General features: G+C 68.7%; 27 protein-coding genes. 18 read left to right on the top strand and 9 right to left on the bottom strand.

The window, feature by feature from the left end:
- From ACGG9C_RS14235 to ACGG9C_RS14195, 9 genes are all read left to right on the top strand, one after another.
- Positions 1 to 753: an ABC transporter ATP-binding protein gene (locus tag ACGG9C_RS14235; RefSeq protein WP_390178757.1), complete on the top strand. Its 753-nt coding sequence runs from the start codon at positions 1 to 3 to the stop codon at positions 751 to 753.
- Positions 754 to 867: 114 nt separating this feature from the next.
- Positions 868 to 1,422, top strand: coding sequence for a PadR family transcriptional regulator (locus ACGG9C_RS14230; RefSeq protein WP_390178756.1), 555 nt, complete (start codon positions 868 to 870; stop codon positions 1,420 to 1,422).
- A 48-nt stretch (positions 1,423 to 1,470) separates the two neighbouring features.
- The gene (locus ACGG9C_RS14225) at positions 1,471 to 3,153 is read left to right on the top strand and encodes an ABC1 kinase family protein (protein ID WP_390178755.1); all 1,683 of its coding nucleotides are present in this window, start codon (positions 1,471 to 1,473) and stop codon (positions 3,151 to 3,153) included.
- 59 nt (positions 3,154 to 3,212) lie between these two features.
- Positions 3,213 to 4,154, top strand: coding sequence for a DMT family transporter (locus tag ACGG9C_RS14220; protein WP_390178754.1), 942 nt, complete (start codon positions 3,213 to 3,215; stop codon positions 4,152 to 4,154).
- Positions 4,151 to 5,485: a M18 family aminopeptidase gene (locus tag ACGG9C_RS14215; protein ID WP_083336392.1), complete on the top strand. Its 1,335-nt coding sequence runs from the start codon at positions 4,151 to 4,153 to the stop codon at positions 5,483 to 5,485. Before ACGG9C_RS14220 ends, ACGG9C_RS14215 begins: the two co-directional genes overlap by 4 nt.
- Before the next feature lie 2 nt (positions 5,486 to 5,487).
- Positions 5,488 to 5,832 carry a DUF2200 domain-containing protein gene (locus tag ACGG9C_RS14210; protein WP_390178753.1) on the top strand — a complete coding sequence of 115 codons (345 nt, stop codon included), beginning with the start codon at positions 5,488 to 5,490 and terminating at the stop codon, positions 5,830 to 5,832.
- 97 nt (positions 5,833 to 5,929) lie between these two features.
- Positions 5,930 to 6,070, top strand: coding sequence for a hypothetical protein (locus ACGG9C_RS14205; RefSeq protein ID WP_176759371.1), 141 nt, complete (start codon positions 5,930 to 5,932; stop codon positions 6,068 to 6,070).
- 67 nt (positions 6,071 to 6,137) lie between these two features.
- Positions 6,138 to 6,692: an NYN domain-containing protein gene (locus tag ACGG9C_RS14200; protein ID WP_071043615.1), complete on the top strand. Its 555-nt coding sequence runs from the start codon at positions 6,138 to 6,140 to the stop codon at positions 6,690 to 6,692.
- A 29-nt stretch (positions 6,693 to 6,721) separates the two neighbouring features.
- Entirely contained in the window at positions 6,722 to 7,438 is a 717-nt protein-coding gene (locus ACGG9C_RS14195) for an NUDIX hydrolase (RefSeq protein ID WP_390178752.1), read from the top strand.
- A 63-nt stretch (positions 7,439 to 7,501) separates the two neighbouring features.
- Here ACGG9C_RS14195 and ACGG9C_RS14190 read toward each other — a convergent pair whose 3' ends face one another.
- From ACGG9C_RS14190 to ACGG9C_RS14160, 7 genes are all read right to left on the bottom strand, one after another.
- Positions 7,502 to 8,524 (bottom strand): lytic transglycosylase domain-containing protein, encoded by a 1,023-nt coding sequence (locus ACGG9C_RS14190; RefSeq protein ID WP_390178751.1) that lies wholly within the window; start codon positions 8,522 to 8,524, stop codon positions 7,502 to 7,504.
- Positions 8,525 to 8,689: 165 nt separating this feature from the next.
- A complete protein-coding gene (locus tag ACGG9C_RS14185) occupies positions 8,690 to 9,406 on the bottom strand; it encodes a YidC/Oxa1 family membrane protein insertase (protein WP_390178750.1) in 717 nt (238 codons plus the stop codon).
- 79 nt (positions 9,407 to 9,485) lie between these two features.
- Positions 9,486 to 9,761: a DUF6412 domain-containing protein gene (locus ACGG9C_RS14180; protein ID WP_390178749.1), complete on the bottom strand. Its 276-nt coding sequence runs from the start codon at positions 9,759 to 9,761 to the stop codon at positions 9,486 to 9,488.
- A 99-nt stretch (positions 9,762 to 9,860) separates the two neighbouring features.
- A complete protein-coding gene (locus ACGG9C_RS14175; protein ID WP_390178748.1) occupies positions 9,861 to 10,172 on the bottom strand; it encodes a hypothetical protein in 312 nt (103 codons plus the stop codon).
- On the bottom strand, positions 10,165 to 10,578 hold the full coding sequence (locus ACGG9C_RS14170) for a VOC family protein (protein WP_390178747.1): 414 nt from the start codon (positions 10,576 to 10,578) through the stop codon (positions 10,165 to 10,167). Before ACGG9C_RS14170 ends, ACGG9C_RS14175 begins: the two co-directional genes overlap by 8 nt.
- On the bottom strand, positions 10,575 to 10,934 hold the full coding sequence (locus tag ACGG9C_RS14165; RefSeq protein WP_390178746.1) for a zinc-binding dehydrogenase: 360 nt from the start codon (positions 10,932 to 10,934) through the stop codon (positions 10,575 to 10,577). The genes ACGG9C_RS14170 and ACGG9C_RS14165 overlap by 4 nt, the downstream gene beginning before the upstream one ends.
- Positions 10,935 to 11,249: 315 nt before the next feature.
- Positions 11,250 to 11,471 carry a DUF2945 domain-containing protein gene (locus ACGG9C_RS14160; RefSeq protein WP_390178745.1) on the bottom strand — a complete coding sequence of 74 codons (222 nt, stop codon included), beginning with the start codon at positions 11,469 to 11,471 and terminating at the stop codon, positions 11,250 to 11,252.
- Positions 11,472 to 11,734: 263 nt separating this feature from the next.
- On the opposite strand from ACGG9C_RS14160, the gene rpsA reads away from it, so the two are divergent.
- From rpsA to coaE, 3 genes are all read left to right on the top strand, one after another.
- On the top strand, positions 11,735 to 13,189 hold the full coding sequence (gene rpsA / locus ACGG9C_RS14155; RefSeq protein ID WP_071043609.1) for a 30S ribosomal protein S1: 1,455 nt from the start codon (positions 11,735 to 11,737) through the stop codon (positions 13,187 to 13,189).
- 115 nt (positions 13,190 to 13,304) lie between these two features.
- Positions 13,305 to 14,903, top strand: a complete 1,599-nt coding sequence (locus ACGG9C_RS14150; protein WP_390178744.1) for an MFS transporter — start codon at positions 13,305 to 13,307, stop codon at positions 14,901 to 14,903.
- 20 nt (positions 14,904 to 14,923) lie between these two features.
- Positions 14,924 to 15,565, top strand: coding sequence for a dephospho-CoA kinase (coaE, locus tag ACGG9C_RS14145; RefSeq protein WP_071043607.1), 642 nt, complete (start codon positions 14,924 to 14,926; stop codon positions 15,563 to 15,565).
- Here the strand turns inward: coaE and ACGG9C_RS14140 are convergent.
- On the bottom strand, positions 15,549 to 16,154 hold the full coding sequence (locus ACGG9C_RS14140; protein WP_390178743.1) for a DUF4126 domain-containing protein: 606 nt from the start codon (positions 16,152 to 16,154) through the stop codon (positions 15,549 to 15,551). The genes coaE and ACGG9C_RS14140 overlap by 17 nt on opposite strands.
- A gap of 122 nt (positions 16,155 to 16,276) precedes the next feature.
- Between ACGG9C_RS14140 and ACGG9C_RS14135 the strand changes: the two genes are divergently transcribed.
- Positions 16,277 to 16,819: a hypothetical protein gene (locus ACGG9C_RS14135; RefSeq protein WP_071043605.1), complete on the top strand. Its 543-nt coding sequence runs from the start codon at positions 16,277 to 16,279 to the stop codon at positions 16,817 to 16,819.
- A gap of 42 nt (positions 16,820 to 16,861) precedes the next feature.
- A complete protein-coding gene (uvrB, locus tag ACGG9C_RS14130) occupies positions 16,862 to 18,943 on the top strand; it encodes an excinuclease ABC subunit UvrB (RefSeq protein ID WP_071043604.1) in 2,082 nt (693 codons plus the stop codon).
- A gap of 16 nt (positions 18,944 to 18,959) precedes the next feature.
- On the opposite strand, the gene ACGG9C_RS14125 is transcribed toward uvrB, so the two are convergent.
- Positions 18,960 to 19,226: a hypothetical protein gene (locus ACGG9C_RS14125; protein ID WP_075807081.1), complete on the bottom strand. Its 267-nt coding sequence runs from the start codon at positions 19,224 to 19,226 to the stop codon at positions 18,960 to 18,962.
- 32 nt (positions 19,227 to 19,258) lie between these two features.
- Here ACGG9C_RS14125 and ACGG9C_RS14120 point away from each other — a divergent pair, with 32 nt between their 5' ends.
- The 4 genes from ACGG9C_RS14120 (at position 19,259) to ACGG9C_RS14105 (ending at position 22,527) form a co-directional block, all read left to right on the top strand.
- Entirely contained in the window at positions 19,259 to 19,753 is a 495-nt protein-coding gene (locus tag ACGG9C_RS14120) for a MarR family transcriptional regulator (RefSeq protein ID WP_071043603.1), read from the top strand.
- 64 nt (positions 19,754 to 19,817) lie between these two features.
- Positions 19,818 to 20,675, top strand: a complete 858-nt coding sequence (locus ACGG9C_RS14115) for an ABC transporter ATP-binding protein (RefSeq protein ID WP_390178742.1) — start codon at positions 19,818 to 19,820, stop codon at positions 20,673 to 20,675.
- The gene (locus ACGG9C_RS14110; protein ID WP_286795775.1) at positions 20,672 to 21,706 is read left to right on the top strand and encodes an aliphatic sulfonate ABC transporter substrate-binding protein; all 1,035 of its coding nucleotides are present in this window, start codon (positions 20,672 to 20,674) and stop codon (positions 21,704 to 21,706) included. Before ACGG9C_RS14115 ends, ACGG9C_RS14110 begins: the two co-directional genes overlap by 4 nt.
- Positions 21,703 to 22,527, top strand: a complete 825-nt coding sequence (locus tag ACGG9C_RS14105; RefSeq protein ID WP_071043600.1) for an ABC transporter permease — start codon at positions 21,703 to 21,705, stop codon at positions 22,525 to 22,527. The genes ACGG9C_RS14110 and ACGG9C_RS14105 overlap by 4 nt, the downstream gene beginning before the upstream one ends.
- Positions 22,528 to 22,531 lie beyond the last annotated feature (4 nt).

The following is a 22,531-nucleotide window of genomic DNA, read 5'->3' as shown; positions in this document are numbered from 1 at the left end:
ATGATCCAGACCGACACCGTCGAGAAGCGTCACGGCGCCGTCGTCGCGCTCGACCACGTGACGCTCGAGATCCGACGGGGATTCACCGCGATCATCGGGCCCAACGGCGCCGGAAAGTCGACGCTCCTTGCCGCCGTCGGCCGCCTCGTCGGCACCGACGGCGGCACCATCACCGTCGGTGGTCTGGACGTCGTGACCACGCGCTCTCGCGACCTCGCTCGGCGGCTCGCGATCCTGCGCCAGGACAATCATCTCGCCATCCGTCTGAGTGTCGAGGACCTGGTCGGATACGGCCGCTTTCCGCACGGCGGATCGGGTCGCACACCCGACGACCGTGCGCATATCGAGCGTGCGCTGGACCTCCTCGACCTTCAGCCGGTGCGCCGGCGATTCCTGGACGAACTGTCGGGGGGACAGCGGCAGCGGGCTTTCGTCGCGATGGCGCTGGCGCAGAACACCGACTTCCTGCTCCTGGACGAGCCGTTGAACAACCTCGACCCCCGTCACGCCGTCAGTCTCATGAAGCTGCTCCGCCGACTGGTTGCAGAGCGCGAGATGACGGTCGTCGTCGTCATGCACGACATCAATGTGGCGGCGCAGTTCGCCGACGACGTCGTCGCGATGCGCGACGGCCGCGTGCTGCATCACGGACCCGTCGCCGAGGTCGTCACCGCCGAGAATCTGGAATCCCTGTACGAGACGCCCGCGGAGGTCCTGGAGGTGGGTGGCCGGCGCGTCGTGCTCTGGCGCTAGGCGCCGCCGCTGGCAACTCGCTGAGAAGGAGACCAGTTGCTCCGCGTGCCGTCGTACAGTGGCGATATATCGTTCACTGTCGCCAGCCTGTCGGTCGGCGAGGAGGGAGTTCTCGTGAACACGTCATTCTCATCGGGACAGTTCGGAACCGGGCGCGGCTTTGCCGGTGGCGGCATCTTCGATGCCGTCGACCAGTTGCGCGAGGCATTCGAACAGCGGTTCCCGACGCGCATGGCCCGCGGCGACGTGCGCTCTGCGGTGCTCGCCCTGCTGCTCGAGAAGCCGATGCACGGCTATCAGATCATCGCCGAGATCGGCGAGCGCAGCGGGGGGATGTGGAAGCCGAGCCCCGGTTCGGTGTATCCGACGCTGCAGATGCTCACCGACGAAGGACTGGTCGTCGCGGAGGAGTCCGGCGGGAAGAAGACCTACTCGCTGACCGAGGCGGGACGGGCCGAGGCCGAGTCGAGTGCAGAGCGCTCGGCGCCCTGGGAGATGCCGGGGATGAAGGATGCGGCGCGCGCCGCGACGCTCCCCAAGGCTGGTGTGAAGCTCGCGCAGGCCGCCGCGCAGGTGGCACAGCACGGTACCGCGGAGCAGGTCGCCGAGGCGGAGCAGGTTCTCGACGAGGCACGACGTAAGCTCTATTCGATCCTCGCCCAGGACTGACCGGATGCCGACCCGCGTCGGCTTCAGGCACCGCGTACAGGAGGCTCGATGACCGACGTGCGGCATACCCGCGCGCGCTACCGACGCATTCTGCGCTTCGCCGCGCGATACATGCTGCAGGCCTGGTGGTTCGAGCTCTTCCTGCCCCGGATCGGTCTGGCCTCACTCGCCGCCCGCGGACGCGCGCGCCGACTGCAGCGTCTCGCGCGGAACTTCCACACCCTCGCCGTGGCGCTCGGCGGCCTCATAATCAAGGTGGGGCAGTTCATGTCCTCGCGCCTGGACGTGCTGCCGCCCGAGATCACGGCCGAGCTCGAGGGCCTGCAGGATGAGGTGCCTCCGGTCGACTTCGAGGCGATCCGGACGCTCACCGAGGCCGAACTCGGGGCGCCCCTGCCGGTCGTGTACGAGTGGGTCGATCCCACGCCGGTGGCGGCTGCCTCGCTCGGCCAGGCACATCGCGCCCGGCTGACTCCGACGGAGGCGGCCCTCACCGGGTTCGCCGATGTCGTCGTCAAGGTGCAGCGTCCCGGAATCGACCAGATCGTCGACGTCGACCTGGCTGCGCTGCGTCGTGTTGCGGCCTGGCTCGATCGCGTGCGGGTCGTGCGCGAGCACGTCGACCTGCCGGCGCTCCTGGAGGAATTCGCGGTCACCAGCCTCGAGGAGATCGACTACATTCACGAGGCCGCCAACGCCGAGCGGTTCCGCGACGACTTCGCCGATGATGCGCGGGTCGTCGCACCCGAGGTCGCGTGGGAACGCTCGACGCGACGCGTGCTCACCCTCGCCGATGTGACGGCCATCAAGATCACCGATCGCGACGCCCTGCGCGACGCGGGGATCGATCCGACCGAGGTCGCCCACGAGTTCGCGGCGGTGATGTTCGAGCAGCTGTTCAGCCACGGCTACTTCCACGCCGATCCGCATCCCGGCAACGTCTTCGTCACTCCGACGCCCGACGGCGATCGGCCGTGGACGCTGACGTTCATCGACTTCGGCATGATGGGCGAGGTCCCGGACCGGCTCCGGCAGGGGCTGCAGCGCCTCATCGTCGCGGTGGCGGCACGCAACGGTCGGCAGCTCGTGGACAGCATCCGAGACGTCGGTGTGCTGCTGCCGTCGGCCGACACGGTCGAACTCGAACGTGCGATGACAGCACTGTTCGCCCGATTCGGCGGAATGGGGTTCGCGGAGCTGCAGGAGGTCGACCCGCGGGAGTTCCGCGATTTCGCGGTGGAGTTCCGCGACCTGGTGCGACGGATGCCGTTCCAGCTCCCGGAGAATTTCCTGCTCGTGATCCGCGCGGTCTCCCTCACGTCGGGCGTGTGCAGCGCCCTCGACCCCGCCTTCAACATCTGGGATGCGGTGGAACCGTACGCGCAGCGACTCATCCGCGACGAGCAGGGCAACGTCGTGCAGGCGTTCGCGAAGGAGGCGGTGTCGGTCGCGGGACTGGTCGCGCGCATGCCGCGCCGCATGGACGACGTGCTCAGCCGGCTCGAAGAGGGACGCCTGAGCGTGGACGCACCGAGGCTGGACACGCGACTGCGTGGGCTCGAGGTCCTCGCCCGCCGCGTCGTGTCCGCCGTCCTGTTCGCAGGGCTCCTGATCGCCGGTGCGGTCCTGCGCCCCGATGACCCCGTGGCCGGGACGGCGCTCATGATCGCGTCGGTCCCGGCGCTCCTGCACGCCCTGCTCGCGGGATTCGTCTCACGCCGCATCCCGTGACGCCTCGCCATGGCTGCTGCCGCTAGCGTGGACGCCGTGCGATCGAGAGAAGCCACCCGGTGACCATCACCTCGTTCCCGATCATCGGCATCGCGCTGGCGGTGCTGTCGGCTCTGCTGCTGACACTCGGCAACTTCCTGCAATCCCGCGGCGTCGCGCGCACCTCTGCGCAGGGGAAGGGGCTCGGCCCCGCGCACGTCTCGCGACTCGTGCGCGACCCCGTCTGGCTCGGCGGCAGCGCGCTGTTCGGCCTCGCCATCCTCGTGCAGCTGGCAGCGCTGGCCTTCGCGCCCCTGATGGTCGTGCAGCCCGTCGGAGTCGTCGCGCTCGTCTTCGCGTCACTGCTCACCGCGTGGGTCACCAAGACCCCGCCGCGCGTGCGCGAGATCGTTGCGATCGCGGTCTGCGTGGCCGGACTCGGGATCTTCGTCTCGGTCGCCGCTGCGGTCAGCGTGCAGACCACCATCACGAATCGCCAGCTGATCGCGGTGCTCATCGTCCTGCTGCTCGTGCTCGCCGTGACGGTCGGAGCCGCGATCGTCCTGAGACGACGACGCATGCCGCCGGTCGCCTACGTGCTGCTCGGCGGCCTGTACTCCGGGTTCGTCGCCACACTCGGCAAGACCGTCATCCTGCGTGTGCAGACGGCCGTCGTTCGAGGCGACATCGTGCTCGACGAGACGAATCTCCTCACGATCGCGTGCGCAGCGGGGATCGCCGTCGCCGGCGCCCTGTCCATCTGGTGCGTGCAGACCGCGCATACGGTCAACAGCCCGCAGGTCGTGGTGGCGGGACTGACCGTGGTCGACCCGTTCGTGGCCGTGGTGCTCGGGATCACCGTGCTGCAGGAGGCGGCTTCGGCGCCGTGGTGGAGCTTCCTGGTCTTCGCAACGACGGGCATGGCCGCGATGGCGGGGGTCTGGATGCTCGCGCGCGACCAGGCCGATCCGGCTCGTCCGGCACCGGCGGTGTCGCCGCGTCGCCGCGATCCGGATCGATGACTACGCTCGAGGACACCGCCGCTTCCGCACCGCCAGGAGAACTCCCGTTGCCCACCGCCTCGAACGCCCGCGCCCACGCTGACGACCTCGCCGACTTCGTCGCCGCCTCGCCGTCGAGTTTCCACGCTGCCGCAGAGGTGGCGCGACGGCTGGACGATGCCGGCTTCACGCGTCTCGAGGAGGGTCAGGCGTGGCCCTCGGATGCGCGAGGAGGTCACTACGTCGTGCGCGACGGCGCGGCCATCGCCTGGGTCGTCCCGAGGAGCGCCACCGCCGCCACCGGTGTCCGCATCTTCGGGGCGCACACCGATTCCCCCGGCTTCAAGCTGAAGCCGAAACCGACCACCGGGCGGTTCGGCTGGCTGCAGGCCGGCGTGGAGGTCTACGGGGGGCCGATGCTCAACTCCTGGCTGGACCGGGAACTGCGTCTGGCCGGCCGACTCGTGCTGGACGACGGGCGCAGCGTCCTCGCCGCCACGGGGCCGCTCCTGCGTCTGCCTCAACTCGCGATCCACCTCGACCGCGAGGTGAACGACCGTCTCTCCCTGGACAAGCAGACTCAGACCCAGCCGGTCTGGGGCCTCGGCAGCGCCGACTCCGCGGATCTCCTGGGCGAGCTCGCGGCCACCGCGGGTGTCGACCCCGGCCGGATCCGCGGCTACGACGTCGTCACCGCCGATGCGGCGCGGGGCGCCGTGTTCGGTCGGGAAGACGTCTTCCTCGCCGCGGGCCGGCTGGACGACCTCGCATCCGTGCACGCCGGTGCCGTTGCTCTCGCCGCCGCTGTCGACGCCGAACCGGACCATATCCCGATGCTCGCCGTGTTCGACCACGAGGAGGTGGGCTCCGGCACGCGCTCCGGCGCTGCTGGGCCGTTCCTCTCCGATGTGCTGGAGCGCCTGTGGCTCGGTCTCGGCGCCGACCGGGAGCAGCAGCTGCGTGCGCTGTCGGACTCCTGGTGCGTCTCCAGCGACGTCGGCCACTCGATTCACCCCAACTACGCCGAGAAGCACGATCCGGTCGTCCAGCCCGTGCTCGGGTCCGGGCCCATCCTCAAGATCAATGCGAACCAGCGCTACGCGACGGATGCCGCGGGGGCGGCGGCGTGGAACGGCTGGTGCCTGGCCGCGGGCGCGAATGTCCAGGAGTTCGTCTCGCACAACGGCGTGCCGTGCGGGTCGACCATCGGACCGATCACCGCGACACGTCTCGGAATCCGCACGATCGATGTCGGTATCCCGATCCTGTCGATGCACTCGGCACGCGAACTCGCCGGTGTCAGCGACCTGTGGGATCTGCGCCGCGTCGCGGAGACGTACCTGGGAGGTTGAGCATGCACCGGATCTTCACCATGCCGTTCGCGGACCTGTATCCGCTCTACGTCGCCAAGGCCGAGCGCAAGGGACGCACGCGTGCGGAGGTCGACGAGGTGATCGCCTGGCTCACCGGACACGACGAGCCCGCGCTCGCGCGCCAGATCGACGAGCGACGCACCGTCGAGCAGTTCTTCGCCGATGCGACGCTGAACCCGCGCGTCGACCGCATCACGGGAGTGGTGTGCGGGGTGCGCGTCGAGGAGATCGAGGATCCGCTCATGCAGAAGATCCGATACCTGGACAAGCTCGTGGACGAGTTGGCCCGAGGAAAGGCGATGGACACGGTCCTTCGGCGACGCTGACCCGAGAGCGCACTGTGCCACGCCCGCCCGGTGCTTGTCCAGGGGGCTCCCTCGAGGGCGAACCGGTCCGACAGTGGAGAGGTCGCAAGGAGGACACATGACTGACAAGCGCCCACACGAGACCCATTCCGAAGATGCGGTGCACGACGACGCGCCGCCGACGCCCGCCGTCTCCGACGAGGTGGAGGAGGAGGCCGCGCGCGCCGAACAGACGCACGACGACGGTTCGCAGGATTGAGCCGAGGTCGTCGCTGATAGCGTCGAGCCATCATCAACGGGCGGCGCACGCCGCGGAGAGAGGCGACGTGAGCGAACGCAACACCTGGGTGCTCGTCGACGGCGAGAACATCGATGCGACCCTCGGGTCATCGATCCTGGGCCGTCGACCCCAGCCGGAGGAGCGCCCCCGGTGGGATCGTCTGCTGGGGTTCGTGTCGGAGCGCTGGGGACAACCGGCGAAGGGCCTGTTCTTCCTCAATGCTTCGTCGCACCTGCCCATGTCTTTCGTTCAGGCGCTGCTCGCGCTGGGCTACCAGCCGGTCTCACTCTCCGGGGCGTCCGACGAGAAGGTGGTCGACATCGCCATCCAGCGCACCCTGCGGGCGCTCGCGGCACACGACGGCGATGTCGTGCTGGTCAGCCATGACCGAGACTTCGTCGATGACCTGGCGGGATTGGCCGGCAGTCGTCGCCTCGGCGTGCTCGCGTTCCACGAGTTCCGAAGCAGCGAGTACGCCTCGATCCCCGGCTTGGAGCTGTTCGACCTCGAGTACGACGCGGACGCCTTCGACGCCCCGCTGCCGCGGGTACGGGTGATCCCGATCGACGAGTTCGATCCCGAGATGTTCCTGCAGGCGTAGCGACATGCGGGGCGGCGTAGCCTGAACAGATGCGTGTGCTCCTTCCCGATCGCGGCGCTCGTGCGGAGCTGGCAGATGTCGCCTCCGGGCGCGGAGGCGGTGTGGACCTTTCGGCCCTCCACGCGCTGCCGCGAGCAGCGGAGTCCCGGCCGGCAGCAGTGCTGATGCTCTTCGGCGTCCTCGATGATCTGCCGAGCGATCGGGATGCCCGGGACGCGGCGGTCTCGGCAGATCTCGACGTGCTCCTGCTGGCACGCGCGGCGACCCTCAGCTCGCATGCCGGCCAGATCGCCTTTCCCGGCGGGCGGGTCGACCCGGCGGACGACGGACCGGTCGCGACGGCCTTGCGCGAGGCACGCGAGGAAACAGGGCTGGACCCCGAGGGCGTCGACGTGCTCGGTGTGCTCGACGAGGTGCCCCTCGCGTATTCGCGTCATGTCGTGAGTCCGGTGCTCGGGTGGTGGCGACAGCCGACCCCGGTGGGAGTGGTGGATGAGCGCGAGTCGTCGGATGTGTTCCGCGCTCCCGTCGCCGACCTTCTCGACCCGGATCGTCGTGGCACGGTCGTCGTGCGACGCGACGGTCAGACGTGGCGCGGACCCGCCTTCACCGTCCCTCATGCCGCTGGTCGACACCTCGTGTGGGGGTTCACCGCGATCCTGCTGGATCGCCTGTTCGACCGGCTCGGATGGGCCGAACCGTGGGACCGCGCGCGGGAGCTGCCGCTGGAGATCCCGGACCGATGAGCGAAGAGCCTCGTTCACACGAGGTGAACGAGGCTCTTCGCGGCGCTGAGCGGGGTCGCCGGATCAGTACCAGCCGACAGACTGCGAGTGGTCCCACGCACCGCAGGGCGAACCGTAGCGGCCGGAGATGTAGCCCAGGCCCCACGAGATCTGGGTCGCGGCATTGGTCTGCCAGTCGGCACCCGCCGAGGCCATCTTGCTGCCCGGCAGAGCCTGCGGGATGCCGTAGGCACCGCTCGAGGCGTTGTACGCCTGGTAATTCCAGCCAGACTCCTTGTTCCACAGGGCGACCAGGCAGCTGAACTGGTCGTCGCCCCAGCCGTAGCCGCCGAGCATCCCGCGCGCGATGGACTGCGCTTCGCCGGCGCTGGTGCCGCCCGCGGCGTAGCCCGGGTCCGGAACACTTGAGACGGATCCGGTGGACGCGGCCTGCTCGGCGGCGGCGGCCTCCTCTTGCGCGGCTGCTTCGGCGGCTGCCGCCTCAGCGGCCGCCGCTGCTTCGGCCTCCTTGCGCGCCTTCTCGGCGGCCTCTTCCTCCGCCTTCTTCTGCTCGGCGGCTTCGAGGCTGCCGCGCATGCCGGCGACGTCTTCGGAGACGGCTGCGACCAGGGTCGTGACGTCCTCGGTCATGTCTGCGACGGCGGGGGAGGGCAGCAGGTGAGCGCCGTCGAGATCCTCGATGGCCTCCTCGAGCGCATCTGTGTCGACGTCGGTCGAGGCGTCACCGAGGTCGAGGCCCGAGTCGGCGACGTCGCTTTCGACGTCGTCCGCCGATGCGAGGGCATCTGCGGCGGCGATGAGAGCCTCTTCGGCCTCGTCGCTGATGTCGTCGAGGTCGAAGCTCGTCGCCGAGCCGGTCGGCGCCGGCGTGGCGGTGGTGTGCGACGCGAGCGCGTAGGCGGCCAGAGCGGGGGTGGAGGACGCGGAGGCCTGCGACACCGCGGTGGTGCCGGTCACGGCGCCGACGGCGAGTACGCCGATGGCGAGGCTCGCGGCCGCGATGGCGGGGCGTCGACGATTGCGGCGTGCGATCTCGCGTCGGACGCGTCGACTGGGGGCAGGGGAGGACGTCGTGTTCGTGTGCATCAAAACCAGGTTCCGTATCGGGTATCCGCGCCGTCGTGACGGCGTTCCGCGTCGGCAGAAGCAGACACAAGTCCCAGAGTCTGCCAGACCGGACCTGAATGTGACCCGAACGTTACCTCCGGGAGCTGGTGATCTTTGATGCGGTGTGCAGGGGACACCCGGCTCTCACGCGATCGGATAGCACCGTCGGAGGACGGCGCGCTGCGCGAGCGTCCACGCCAGAGACACGCACAGGTAGACACCGGCGGCGAGTGGCAGAACGGCGACGGCCACGAGCGGGGCGAAGTGCAGTGCGCCGGCCAGCCTCGTCGGTCCGGGCGGCATCCCCGGAGGAACGGAGATGGCTGCGGTGCGACGCGAGAACTCGGCGATCACGGCGACGAGGATCGCCAGCACCGCGAAGACGAGCAGGGTCGCCGGGTCGCCGAGCGCGCCGACCACCGTCGTCCCCAGCGAAGCGCCGAAGAGCCTTCCGCTGAGGAGAAGGTTCGCTTCGCCGGCGATGTCAGCATGCACGAACACGGCGTAGAGGATTCCGAAAACTGGCGCTTGCGTCACTGCCGGCAGGCATCCTGCGATCGGCGAGACGCCGTGGCGCCGGTACAGCTCGACGATCTCTCGCTGCAAGCGCTCCGGCTGCCCCTTCCATCGTTCTCGGAGTTGGGCAATGTCCGGTGCGAGTCGGGCGCGCGACTGCTCCGCGCGAGCTCCGGCGATTCCGGCGGGGATCAGTGCGGCACGCACGAAGAGGGTCGCGGCGACGACGGCGAGGGCCGGGGCCCCGGTTCCCGCGACGGGTGCGAGCAGGTCGGCGAGCGCGGTGAGGGCGTGATAGACCGTCGAGAGGGCGGTCGAGAAGGGGGGAACGGTGAAGAGGTCCATGGGCATCCGAATCTGTGGTGGCGTCGAGAGGGAAGACGACCACGAAGGGATGCCCGCACCCGGCGGGGCGCGGCTCGGTCTACGTGGCCGGCGCCACGTGGCCCGGTGCCCGCGACCGCGGATGCCCCGGAGCGTCGGGGTCGCTCTGCGCGAGGGGTGCCGAGGGGGAGATGGCCGCGGACGCCGTCCGCCGGCGGCACGCCCCGTTCTCGTCGACCGGAGGAACGCGCAGGGCGATGAGAAGAACACCGATGACGAGCGCCGCCGTGACGGCGAGAGCGCCGACGGAGGCGACGGAGGGGAGTGCGCCGACCTGCCCCGTCGGTCCGAGCGGCGTTCTCGGAGGAACGGACAAGGCTGCGGTGCGACGGCGAACGCGGCGAGGGCGACCTCACACACGATGTCGATCATCGTGGCCTCCTCTGCGAACGTCACCCACACGGTAGTGCGTGGGTCATTCGCCGGCCAGGTGCACCGTCCATCCCAGGCGCGTCAGCGCGGCGGCGAGCGTGGATGCGGCGGCGCGGGCCGCCCCCTGGCCGACGGTCGAGTGCACGTCGATCGCGAGAGGAGGTGGGTCGGCGAACTTCGGCATCTCGACCTCCGCCCACTCGTTCGCCGCGAGGCGCACCCGGGGGTGCGCGGTGCCGACGCCCGTGACCTCGCCGTCGCAGGCGAACGCGATCACGTCGAGGGCGTCGGGCTTGGTGATGGGCAGGTTCACCACGAGAGTGACCGTCGCGCGCGAATCGCGGTGCTCAGTCATCCGGGGCACCTGTGTAGCCGATCAGCCAGGTCACTCCGAACGCGTCGCGCACCTGACCGTCCCAGTCGCCCCACGCACGCTTCTGAAGGGGGGCGATGACACGGCCGCCGGCGGACAGCTCGACGAACCAGCGACGGAGGTCGTCGACAGGGGCCGCGTCGAGAAGCGACAGGAACAGGCCCACGCTGTGGAAGCCGTCCTCGTCAGCGCCGGCGTCGCACGCGAAGACCGTGACCGGGCCTGTCAGCATGCCGTGGGCGATGTCGTCATCCGGCCCGTCGGTTCGGCCGAACGCGGCGTACGTGTGCAGGTCGAGGTCACCCCCGAAGATGCGGGCGTAGCGCTCGAGGGCCTGCCGGGCGTTGCCGGGGAAGCAGAAGTACGGGACCGCGGCCGTGGTGGTCATGCCGAAAGGCTAGCTCTGCGGTGAGGCGGGCGGGAGCAGCACGAGCTTTCCGACGTGTCGCCGCGACGAGAGCGCCTCCTGTGCACGACGACCCACCGACCGCCGGGACGAAGCAACGGGATGCCGGCGCGGACATGGGGCCCGGCGACGACGTCGAGCACCGCGGTGACGCCGTCGGGGGCGATCCGTCGCACGTCCGACCACACATCGCCCGCGCGATCGACGACGTGAGGGGCGCCTGCCTCGCGCACGCCGTCGGCCTTGCTCGCGCTGCACACGGCGATCACATCGGCCCCTCGGGCGACGGCCAGCTGCACCAGCGCGACACCGACGCCTCCAGAAGCGCCGGTGACCACGATCACGTCATTCGTCGAGCCGCATCCCCACCCTGTACGCGGGGAAGTCGATCGGCCCGATCCAGCCCGTGGCGGCGTCAGGGTCGTCCGGCGTCCCGTACGCCCCCTCACGTGTCCAGAGGTCGGTGTTGTTCAGGGAAGCCGCGGCGACCCGGATGCGGACCTGACCGGGAGCAGGTGTGGGAACCGGGATGCGGTCGACGGTCAGGACCTCCGGTCCTCCGGTCCTCCGTGGGCGCGGATGCGGGCGGCCCTCAAGTGGGGGATGCTGTTCATATGAGACTCCGCTGAGAGTGTGGACCGGCCCCGAGGTGCTCAATCCGGGATTTTGCGGAGCGCGTCGCGCTTGTGCGCCGCCTGAGACCCGGTCTTCTCCGATGAGACGATGTAGGCGGGTTCGTCCTTCGAAGCCGTGAAGTGCTGTCCCGCGAAGGTGAAGTCGTCGGTGCGAACGTCGTCGACCGTTCCCCGCGTCCTTCCCTGAGAGGTGTCCCAGCTCACCCTGTCGCCGGCGTGGAGAGATGCTCGTTCGCTCATGGCCCCGACTCTCGCATCGCGACGGCTGCTCCGGAGAGGGCTTGACAGGGCGCGGCGTGAGGTGGAATCACGTCGTGATGCTCTGTTAGCATTGAGCGTCACTCGTGTGGCCGCTTCGTCACGCCATGGTGTGCGCGTTCCGGTTCCGTCCGGCAGCGGCACGAGGGGCATCGCATGACCACAATCCATTCCGCATCGCCGACGGCATCTCGCGTGTCCGAAGGCGGAGCCCGAGCACACAACCCTTTAGGACAACCCACTACATGACTACCGCAACGACCGCCCCGGCCACCAAGCAGGTCGCCATCAACGACATCGGATCTGCTGAGGACTTCATGGCCGCGGTCGAGAAGACCCTGAAGTTCTTCAACGACGGAGACCTCATCGAAGGCACCGTCGTGAAGATCGACCGCGACGAGGTGCTCCTCGACGTCGGTTACAAGACCGAGGGCGTCATCCCCTCGCGCGAACTCTCCATCAAGCACGACGTCGACCCCAACGAGGTCGTCAACGTCGGCGACGAGGTCGAAGCCCTCGTTCTCCAGAAGGAGGACAAGGAAGGCCGCCTCATCCTGTCGAAGAAGCGCGCTCAGTACGAGCGCGCGTGGGGCGACGTGGAGAAGATCAAGGAGAACGACGGTGTTGTCACCGGCCAGGTGATCGAGGTCGTCAAGGGTGGTCTGATCGTGGACATCGGGCTCCGCGGCTTCCTTCCCGCCTCGCTCATCGAGCTGCGCCGTGTGCGCGACCTCACGCCGTACCTCGGTCAGGAGCTCGAGGCGAAGATCCTGGAACTCGACAAGAACCGCAACAACGTCGTGCTGTCGCGTCGCGCACTGCTCGAGCAGACGCAGTCGGAGTCGCGCTCGAACTTCCTCAACAACCTGCACAAGGGCCAGGTCCGCAAGGGCACGGTGTCGTCGATCGTCAACTTCGGTGCGTTCGTCGACCTCGGTGGCGTCGACGGTCTCGTCCACGTCTCGGAGCTGTCGTGGAAGCACATCGAGCACGCATCCGAGGTCGTCGAGGTCGGCCAGGAGGTCACCGTCGAGATCCTCGAGGTGGACCTCGACCGCGAGCGCGTCTCGCTGTCGCTGAAGGCCACCCAGGAGGACCCGTGGCAGGTCTTCGCCCGCACGCACGCGATCGGTCAGGTCGCACCGGGCAAGGTCACCAAGCTCGTCCCGTTCGGCGCGTTCGTCCGCGTCGCGGACGGCATCGAGGGCCTCGTGCACATCTCCGAGCTCTCGGGCAAGCACGTCGAGCTCGCCGAGCAGGTCGTCTCGGTCGGTGAAGAGGTCTTCGTCAAGATCATCGACATCGACCTCGAGCGTCGCCGCATCTCGCTGTCGCTCAAGCAGGCCAACGAGTCGGTCGACCCGTTCGGCACCGAGTTCGACCCGGCCCTCTACGGCATGGTCACCGAGTACGACGAGAACGGGGAGTACAAGTACCCCGAGGGCTTCGACCCGGAGACCAACCAGTGGAAGGAAGGCTTCGACGAGCAGCGCGAGAAGTGGGAGCAGGAGTACGCCGCCGCCCACGCGCGCTGGGAGGCCCACAAGGCCGCCGTCGTCAAGGCGATGGAAGCCGAGGCTGCATCGGCGGCTGCCGGCGAGACGCCCTCGTCTTCGTTCACCTCTGACAGCAGCGGCGCGGGAACCCTCGCCGACGACGAGGCGCTGGCGGCGCTTCGCGAGAAGCTGTCGGGTCGCTGAGCCGACACGCACTGACGGTCGACGGGCCGGAATCCTTCGGGGTTCCGGCCCGTCGCCGTTTCCGGCGCACACCCAAGTGGCGTCGGCGACCCTTCCGTCTCGCTAGGGTAGGGCCGTGACCTCGCCAGCCTCGCCGACGGCATCCACCGGTTCACCGCCGCGCGCACCGCTCGTGCTGACGGCGCTCATCCTCGGGGCGCTGGTGTGCAACATCAATCTCGCCGCCGCCAACATCGCGCTGCCCGACATCGGCGACGCCTTCGGCGCGAACCAGACCTCGCTGAACCTCGTCGCGGTCGGATGCTCGCTCGGCCTCGCGATGTCGGTCATGTATCTCGGGGCGGTCGCCGACCGTCACGGACGCAAGCAGCTGCTCGTGCTCGGCCTCGGCCTGACGGTCATCGCCAGCATCCTCGCCGCCTTCTCGGTCTCTGTGGAGATGCTGGTCGCAGCGCGCATCTTCACCGGGATCGCCGCGGGCATGGCGTATCCCACAACGCTGTCGCTGATCACCGCGCTGTGGGCGCCGGGACGCCAGCGCACGCTCGCGATCGCCCTGTGGTCGGCGGTGAGCGCGACCGCCACGGTCATCGGCTCCGTGCTCGCCGGTGTCCTCCTGCTGTGGTTCTGGTGGGGCTCGGCTTTCCTCCTGGCCGTTCCCTTCGCCCTCGCCGCCTTCGTGCTCGTGCTCATCTTCATTCCCTCGCACGTCGCCGAGTCGAGCGAACCCGTCGACCATGTCGGCGGCGCGCTCTCGGTGTTCATGATCGCCGCGCTTGTGCTCGGTCTGGCGACCGTCTTCGCCCCGGACACCGCGACGCTCGGCGGCATCCTGCTCGCGGCTTCGGTCCTGCTGATCGGTGTCTTCGGCTGGCGCCAGGTGACCGCACGTTCTCCGCTCTACGACCTCTCCGTTGCGCGCCGACGGATGTTCTGGGCACCGGCCACGGGGGGCCTCATCGTCTTCGGATCCCTCATGGGGGCGATGTTCGTCGGCCAGCAGTTCCAGCAGAACATCCTCGGCTACTCCACCCTCGACGCTTCGCTGTCGATCATCCCTGCGGGTGTCGGACTGCTCCTGGTCGCACCGCAGTCAGCGAAGCTGGTGCTTACGAGGGGGTCGCGATTCACGATGCTCGTCGGCTATGTCTTCGTTCTCCTCGGCTTCATCACCATGCTCTTCTGGAACGAGAACACGCCCTTCTGGTTCGTCAGCGTCGCGTACCTGTCGATCGGCGTGGGTGCCGGCTTCGCGATGACACCGGCCTCGCGTGCCATCACCGAGTCGACGCCCGTCCGTCGGGTGGGCATGGCCTCGGCGACGGCCGATCTCCAGCGGGACCTCGGTGGATCGATCATGCAGGGGGTGCTCGGCGCGATCCTCGCGGCCGGCTTCGCGCGTGCTTTCGGCAATCTGATCGCCGAGTCGGGTGAGGCGTCGAGCATCAGCTCGCAGGTGACCGCCGCCCTCCAGGCGTCGTATGCGTCCGCGCTCCAGGTCGCTGAGCAGTACCCGCAGTACAAGGACCAGATCCTTCAGGCGGCTCAGCAGAGTCTCGAGACCGGCTCGATCGCCGCCTATGCGGTAGGCGCGATCGCGATCGCGATCGGTGCCGCCGTGGTGTGGCTCTTCCTGCCCGGTCACAAGAAGGAGCTTGAGCTGGTCGCTTCCTACGGCACGGCGACCGAACCGCCGCCGACCTCTCAGGAGTGAGCTCGTGGCATGCTCGGAGCATGCCACTCATCGCCCTCACCGGGGGCATCGCCTCGGGAAAGTCCACCATCGCGGCGCGCTTGGCCGAGCACGGCGCCGTCGTGGTCGATGCCGATCAGATCGTGCGTGACGTTCAGCAGCCGGGCACGCCGGTGCTCAGCGCGATCGCCGACCGATTCGGCGATCAGATGCTTCGCGACGACGGCACGCTCGATCGAGTCGCCCTCGGGGCGGCGGTCTTCGGCGACGGTGAAGCGGTGAGCGCCCTCAACGCGATCGTGCATCCTGCGGTCCGCGCAGAGTCCGAACGTCGATTCGCCCGCGCATTCGAGGTCGATCCCGACGCCGTGATCGTGTACGACGTGCCTCTTCTGGCCGAGACCCGTGCGCGGGACCCGTGGGAGCTCGTGATCGTCGCCCACGCGCCGGCGCAGGTGCGACGACAGCGCCTCGTCGAGATCCGCGGGCTCAGCGGCGCAGACGCCGATGCCAGGCTCGCCTCGCAGGTGTCCGACGAAGACCGACTGCGCCTTGCCGATGTCGTCATCGACACCGCGGGCGACCTCGCGCACACGCACGCGCAGGTCGACGATCTGTGGGAGAACCTGCCCGCCATACTCGCGGCGGTCCGAGGACGGCGTCGCGTCAACCGGCTGCGGTGACGGTGCCCTCGCGTCCGCGTCGTCGGTATCTTCGGATCCCCACGCCGATCGCCACGACACCGCCGATCAGGGCCAGGGCGGCGAGCACCGGCACGAGGATCGCCAGCACCGAGAGCACGAGGGAGGATACGTCTTCCACGGTGCTCATCACCGGCGCGGCGACGCCGCCGGTAGCCGCGTTCGCGACCGGTCTGAATGCCGCTTTCACGCCGTGCACCGCAAGGGCGATGAGCACCCCTACGAGGATCGGCACCCAGGACGAATCCGAGAAGAATGCGGCGGGATCGGTGACGGAGAGGGTTTCAGCGCTCGCGCCGGCGCCGAACACGACGCCGCCGGAGGCGGGGCGGACCACCGTCTGCAAGACGTCGTTGAGGGAATCGACCGCCGGCACCTTGTCGGCGATGATCTCGATGAGCAGCATGGCCCCGATGATCCACAGCGCGATGTCGCTGGAGAGCCATGCCCACGAGGCGGGCAGCTCCACGGCGGGAAGGAACCGGTCGGCGAGCCCGAGCACGAGCAGAGGCATCCATGCGTTCAGGCCCGCCGCGGCGGCGAGGCCCGTGCCGACCAGGAACTCGAGCATCCCTCCACTGTAGGACGCGACGGGCGTACCCTGGAGGCGACGAGGGAGGTGAGGACGTGGGAGTTCTCTCCAGGTGGCGAAGACGCCGATCGCCGTACCGGGCCGTCAGCGACGAAGAGCAGATGTCGCGCTACGTCTATCTGCTCGGTTCGCTTCCGACGAGTGTGATCGAGAAGGCGCACGCCCAGGCCTTCAAGGATCTGCCTCGCGAGAAGCGTCGTGAATTGTTCGAGGAGCTCCGCCCGTTCCTCGCGGACGGTGAGCAGGCGGAGAACGACGACAACGATCTTCTGGCCAGACTCGTTCGGCGGGCCGAGGAGCGCCGAGCAGGTCGCACCATCGACGCCGATGGCGCGGCCGCGAGCGGCGGAGGGAGCGCGGCGCTCGATCCTCGAGACGGCGTCGACCCGCGCGCGCTGATGATGAGCGCAGGCGTGATGACGGTCGTCGCACATCACTTCCTGCTCTCGACGGCGCTGACGACGTACTTCACCGTGGGTGCGGGAGCTCTGCTCGCCGACCAGCCTGCCTGGGTGGGGGATATCACGGGCGTCGAAGCGGGCGCGGCCGGCGGCAGCTTCGACGGCGCGGGCTTCGACGGGGGATTCGGGGGATTCGACGCCGGCGGTCTCGGAGGATTCGACGCCGGCGGCGGCTTCGGCTGACACTCCGGCGCCGATGTCGGAGGGCGCACCTACCCTGGAAGGGTGCAGACCACACGTTCCGTGCGCCCGTTCGAAGTCGTCAGCGAGTACGCCCCCAGTGGCGACCAACCTCAGGCGATCGCCGATCTCGCATCTCGCATCAACGCCGGCGAAACCGACGTGGTGCTTCTCGGTGCCACGGGAACGGGCAAGTCCGCGACGACAGCCTGGCTCATCGAGGCGGTCCAGCGGCCGACGCTCGTGCTCGCGCACAACAAGACGCTCGCGGCGCAGCTGGCGAACGAGTTCCGCGACCTGATGCCGCACAACGCGGTCGAGTACTTCGTGTCGTACTACGACTACTACCAGCCCGAGGCATACGTGCCGCAGACGGACACCTTCATCGAGAAGGACTCCTCCGTCAACGCGGAGGTCGAGCGGCTCCGCCACTCCACCACCAACGCGCTGCTCTCACGCCGCGACGTCGTCGTGGTGTCGACAGTGTCATGCATCTACGGCCTCGGTGCGCCCGAGGAGTACCTGCGAGCCATGGTCGCGCTGCAGGTGGGCGAGCGCTATGACCGCGACGCGCTCATCCGCAAGTTCATCTCCATGCAGTACAACCGCAACGACGTCGACTTCTCGCGCGGCAACTTCCGCGTGCGCGGTGACACGATCGAGATCATCCCGGTGTACGAGGAGTACGCGATCCGGATCGAGATGTTCGGCGATGAGATCGAGGCGCTCTACATGCTCCACCCGCTCACCGGTGACGTCGTGCAGAAGATGGAGTCCGTGCCGATCTTCCCCGCGTCGCACTACGTCGCCGCCACCGAGACCGTGCAGCGGGCGATCGGCACGATCGAAGACGAGCTTGCGGAACGGCTGACGGAGCTGGAGTCGCAGAACAAGCTTCTGGAGGCTCAGCGCCTCCGCATGCGCACGACGTTCGATCTGGAGATGCTGCAGCAGCTGGGCTTCTGCTCCGGAATCGAGAACTACTCACGGCACCTCGACGGGCGTTCGGCGGGGGAGCCGCCGCACACCCTCTTGGACTTCTTCCCCGACGACTTCCTCCTGGTCATCGACGAGTCGCACGTGACAGTGCCGCAGATCGGGGCGATGTACGAGGGTGACGCGTCACGCAAGCGAACTCTCGTCGATCATGGCTTCCGGCTCCCGAGTGCCATGGACAACCGTCCGCTGCGCTGGGACGAGTTCAAGGAGCGTATCGGGCAGAGCGTGTATCTGTCCGCGACGCCGGGACGATACGAGATGGGCATCGCCGACGGCATCGTCGAGCAGATCATCCGCCCCACCGGCCTGGTCGACCCGGAGATCATCGTCAAGCCCTCGAAGGGGCAGATCGACGATCTCCTCGAGGAGATCAGGGTGCGCGTGCAGCGCGATGAGCGCGTTCTGGTCACGACGCTGACGAAGAAGATGGCGGAAGAGCTCACGGACTTCCTCGGCGAGCACGGCGTGAGGGTGAGATACCTGCACTCCGACGTCGACACCCTGCGCCGTGTCGAGCTTCTCACCGAGCTGCGCGCCGGCGTCTACGACGTGCTCGTCGGCATCAACCTCCTCCGCGAGGGTCTCGATCTGCCGGAGGTCTCGCTGGTGTCGATCCTCGATGCCGACAAAGAAGGATTCCTGCGGTCGGGTACCTCGCTCATCCAGACGATCGGGCGCGCCGCTCGAAACGTCTCCGGACAGGTGCACATGTACGCGGACACCGTCACCGACTCCATGCGGAACGCGATCGACGAGACCGAGCGGCGCCGCGAGAAGCAGATCGCATACAACACCGAGCACGGCATCGATCCGCAGCCACTGCGAAAGCGCATCGCCGACATCACCGAGGTGCTGGCGCGCGAGGCCTCCGACACCAACGACATGCTCTCGCGCAAAGACGCCGCCAAGACGAAGAGCGGCAAGGGCAAGTCTCCGACACCGCAGCTGCGCCGAGAGGGCATCGCTGCCGAGGGAGCGCAGCAACTCGAGACGACGATTCAGGACCTTTCGGATCAGATGCTCGCGGCGGCGACCGAGTTGAAGTTCGAACTGGCGGCACGCCTCCGAGACGAGGTGCAGGACCTCAAGAAGGAGCTTCGCGCCATGGAGCGCGCCGGTCACGCCTGACGGGCTGCGCCGGAGTTCAGGCGGATGGGGCGGGGCAGTGCAGCAGCGGCTTGGGACCGGCCCGGTCGACCCGATGGGACGCCATGGCTTTTCCGCACAGTGGGCAGGGGCGCTCCAGCCGTGACGGTTCAGGCGTCGTCTCGTACGGTCCGACCGAAGCCGGCCCAGCAATCGTGATGAGCCTGGCGTTGAGATAGGCGTACCAGCCGCCCGCCGCCCGTACCCGTGCGCGCAGACTCGGCTCACGAGCCTCGCCGTCCGCCGCCGCGTCAGTTCGTGCCATGATAATTAGTGTACTAAGGAAATGAGGGCGGAATGTCCGAGTCGACCGAACCCGCTGAGGATCCGCTTCTTCTCGAGAATCAGGTATGTTTCGCCGTCGTCACGGCCGCGCGGAATGTCCTCTCCGTCTATCGACCGATCCTCGATCCGCTCGGGCTCACGCACCCTCAGTACCTCGTGATGCTCGCTCTGTGGGAGAAGTCTCCGCGCTCGCTCGGCGGGCTCGCCGACATGCTCGCCATGGAACCGGCCACCCTGTCGCCGCTCGTGAAACGCCTCGAATCCCAGGGTCGAGTGACCCGTCGGCGACGCCCCACCGACGAGCGCGTGCTCGAGATCGGTCTCACCGTGGATGGACGTGCACTGCGCGAGCGCGCGCTGGACGTTCCCGGCCGGGTGATGGCCGCGACCGGCCTTCGCGCCGATGACCTCGTCGCGCTCCGTGATGTGCTCGGTGCATTCGCGATCCCGCAGGGTGAGACCGCAGTCGGCAAGGGTCCGGTGGCTCGCGGTGGCAGGCATCGGTGAGTCGAATGTTTCATGATGTTGCGCCCGGTTCGTTACGCCGAGGCGGCTCTGTCACTCTTACTGCGTGACCACGACACTCGACGCCCCTGCCTCGGCCACCACGCCGTCGCGCGGAGGTGCCGTGCGCCTCGACAGCGTCGGGCGCACGTTCGGCACGCCGAACGGCGCCGTCGACGTGCTGCGCGGTGTCGACCTGGAGCTGCCGGCCGGGGAGATCGTCGCGGTGATCGGGGCCTCGGGATGCGGCAAGTCCACGCTGCTTCGTCTCGTCGCCGGTCTCGATCAGCCCAGTGACGGCGCGATCACCGTCGACGGCGATCGGCTGGCCGACACCGACGAACGCGCGGCGATCGCCTTCCAAGAGCCTCGTCTGCTGCCGTGGCGCACGCTGTCGCAGAACGTCGAGCTCGGGCTCCCGCGCGTGCGCGGCTCACGCCGGTCGGCCCGTGCCGCCGGTCGCGAGCGGGTGCGCGAACTCCTCGAACTTGTCGGCCTCGACCACGCGTCGAACCTTCGCCCGCGCGAGGTCTCCGGTGGCATGGCCCAGCGTGCATCCCTTGCGCGCGCTCTCGCGCGCAACCCCGACGTCCTGCTCCTGGATGAGCCGTTCGCCGCGCTGGACGCGCTGACGCGTCTGCGCATGCAAGACCTGCTGCTCGAGATCCACGCCGCGCAGCCGACCACGATTCTGCTGGTCACCCACGATGTCGAGGAAGCGCTCTACCTCGCGGACCGCGTCGTGCTGCTGTCATCGCTGCGCTCGGCGGGGCCCGATGCGCGCTCCATCGCCCAGATCCTCCCGGTCGCCGGGACCCGACCCCGCGATCGCGCAGACAGCGCGTTCACGGACCTGCGCGCCACCCTCCTCGAGGGACTCGGCGTGCACACCCACCACTACAAGACTCCTGAGGAGACCCCATGAGCACCGCCATTCGCCGAACCGTACCCGCGATCGCCCTCGCCGGTGCGATGGCGATGCTCGCCACCGGCTGCATCGCCGGCGAGAACGCCGGCAACACGACCGACAGTGCCGAGGCCACCGGTGAATGGTCCACCGATCAGCTGACGCTGGACTGGGCGACCTACAACCCGCTCAGCCTCGTGCTGCGCGACCAGGGTCTGATCGAGGATGCCCTCGGCGACGACGTCACCGTCGAGTGGGTGCAGTCGACCGGTTCGAACACGGCGAACGAGCTGCTCCGCTCCGGCTCGGCCGACATTGCGTCGACCGCCGGCTCGGCCGCACTCCTCGCCCGTGCCAACGGCTCGCCGATCAAGGTGATCGACATCTACTCGCAGCCGGAATGGTCGGCCATCGTCGTCGACGCCGACAGCGACATCACGTCGGTCGACGACCTCGCCGGCACCTCGATCGCCGCCACGAAGGGCACCGACCCGTACTTCTTCCTCCTCCAGACGCTCGACGAGGCGGGACTCTCGCTCGACGACGTCGAGGTGCAGAACCTGCAGCACGCCGACGGATGGTCTGCCCTCGCCGGCGGTTCGGTCGATGCGTGGGCAGGTCTCGACCCGATCATGGCGGGTGCCGAGGTGGACTCCGGCGCCCAGCTCATCTACCGCAACGTCGACTTCAACACGTACGGATTCCTCAACGCCACGGAGGACTTCATCGACAACCACGCCGATGTCGCGCAGGTCGTCGTCGATGCCTACGAGCAGGCCCGCATCTGGGCCCTCGAGAACCCGGAGGAGACCGCGGCCCTGCTCGCGGAAGCGTCGGGTCTGGACACCGAGGTCGCCGAGACGGTCATCCTCGAGCGTTCGAACCTCGACGTCTCGGGCGTCCCGGGCGCGGACCAGATCGCCGTTCTCGAGCGCATCTCGCCGGTCCTCGTCGACTCGGGCGATGTCCAGGGCGGACAGGAAGCGCTCGACGAGGCGCTCGCGACCATCGTCTACGACGAGTTCGCCCTCGCCGCCACGAGCGAATGACCGTCACAGCAACGACGACCGGCACACGTCGGAAGGGCGGCGCCGCTTCGGCGGCGACGCCCTTCTGGGCGCGTCGCGGCGTGCGCATCGTGGGCGGACTGGTGCTGCCGCTGCTGCTGCTCGCACTGTGGCAGTTCGTCACGACGACGGGGATCATCCCGACGTACCGCCTTCCCACACCCGTCTCGGTCGTGCAGGCGGCCGTTCAGCTTGCTGCGGACGGCACGCTGTGGGTGCACGTCGCGATCTCGATCCAGCGCGTCCTCCTCGGGTTCGCCATCGGCGCCGTGGTCGGTCTCGCCATCGCGGCGATCGTCGGCCTCTCCCGTGCCGGGGAGGTTCTGCTCGGACCCACGATCGTCGCGCTCCGTGCGGTTCCGTCATTGGCATGGGTCCCGCTGCTGATCCTCTGGATGCAGATCGGCGAAGACTCCAAGGTGACCCTGATCGCGATCGGCGCGTTCTTCCCGGTCTTCACCACGGTCGCCGCCGGACTGCATCGCGTCGACCCGCACCTGGTCGAGGCCGGACGGTCCTTCGGGCTTCGGGGGTGGCCGTTGCTGCGCACCATCCAGCTGCCGGCCGTGGTGCCCTCGATGGTCGCCGGCCTTCGTCTCGGTCTCGCGCAGGCCTGGCTGTTCCTCGTCGCGGCCGAGCTCGTGGGCGCCTCGATGGGGCTGGGCTTCCTCCTCACGGAGTCGCAGAGCACCGGGCGCGTCGACCGGATCATCCTCGCCATCGTGCTCCTGGCGCTCCTGGGCACCCTGACGAACGCGCTGCTGTCGCTGTTCGAGCGGGCCGTGCTCAAGCGCTGGCTGTGAGGGA

It is taken from the genome of Microbacterium sp. MTN4-26, from assembly GCF_042846595.1.
Classification (GTDB): Bacteria; Actinomycetota; Actinomycetes; order Actinomycetales; family Microbacteriaceae; genus Microbacterium; species Microbacterium luteum.
This window is presented reverse-complemented; position numbering and strand designations above follow the sequence as displayed.